Annotated in this window: 1 rRNA gene; it reads right to left on the reverse strand. The window is 44.9% G+C overall.

Features of this window, described 5'->3' with window-relative positions:
- Positions 1–1,122 (reverse strand): 23S ribosomal RNA (locus tag JNO63_RS08600); the annotation flags it as partial.

Genomic DNA, 1,122 nt, shown 5'->3' on the forward strand with positions numbered 1-1,122 from the left:
TTTAAATTCTCTATCAATCCGAAGCTTCGGTACTGAATTTTAGCCCCGTTTATTTTCGGCGCAAACCCACTTGACCAGTGAGCTATTACGCATTCTTTAAATGTATGGCTGCTTCTAAGCCAACGTCCTGGTTGTCTTAGTAGGTTCACATCCTTTTCCACTTAATCCAGATTTTGGGACCTTAGCTGTCGGTCTGGGCTGTTTCCCTTTCGACTTAGGAGCTTATCCCTCTAAGTCTGACTCCATGATCTGATTTTTTGGCATTCGGAGTTTGATAGGCTTTGGTACGGTAAGCCGCCCTAGGCCAGTCAGTGCTCTACCTCCGCAAATCTTTAATCATAGGCTAGCCCTAAAGCTATTTCGAGGAGAACCAGCTATCTCCGGGTTCGTTTGGTTTTTCGCCCCTATCCACAGTTCATCCGATGCGTTTTAAACCGCACCCGGTTCGAGCCTCCAGTGAATTTTACTTCACCTTCACTCTGACCATGGATAGATCACCCGGTTTCGGGTCTATCGCACTTAACTTTCGCCCTATTAAGACTCGCTTTCGCTTTGGTTCCGTCTCTTAAAGACTTAACCTTGCTAAGTACGATAACTCGCTGGCCCATTCTACAAAAGGTACGACATCACACTGTTGTGCTCTGTCTGATTGTAGGCTCAAGGTTTCAGGTTCTCTTTCACTCCCCTTTCGGGGTTCTTTTCACCTTTCCCTCACGGTACTTGTTCGCTATCGGTCACATGTTAGTATTTAGCCTTAGGGGATGGGCCCCCTATCTTCACAGCAAATTTCTCGTGTTCACTGCTACTTGCCCCCACAATATATTTTCTTTTGCTTACAAGACTGTCACTTTCTTTGGTTCATCTTCCCAAATGATTCTGCTAAAAAATATATTTCTTATTGGGTTGGGCTGTTTTCTTTTCGCTCGCCGCTACTTGGAAAATCGAGTTTTCTTTCTTTTCCTCCTGCTACTTAGATGTTTCAGTTCGCAGGGTCTTACTTCATAAAGCTATGTATTCACTTTATGATGACTGTGTCTTCCACAGCCGGGTTTCCCCATTCGGATACCTAGGGGTCAGTGCTTTTTGTGAGCTTTCCCTAGTTTTCGTTCACTTACGTCCTTC

Source organism: Anaerococcus sp. mt242 (assembly GCF_016798225.1).
GTDB lineage: Bacteria > Bacillota > Clostridia > Tissierellales > Peptoniphilaceae > Anaerococcus.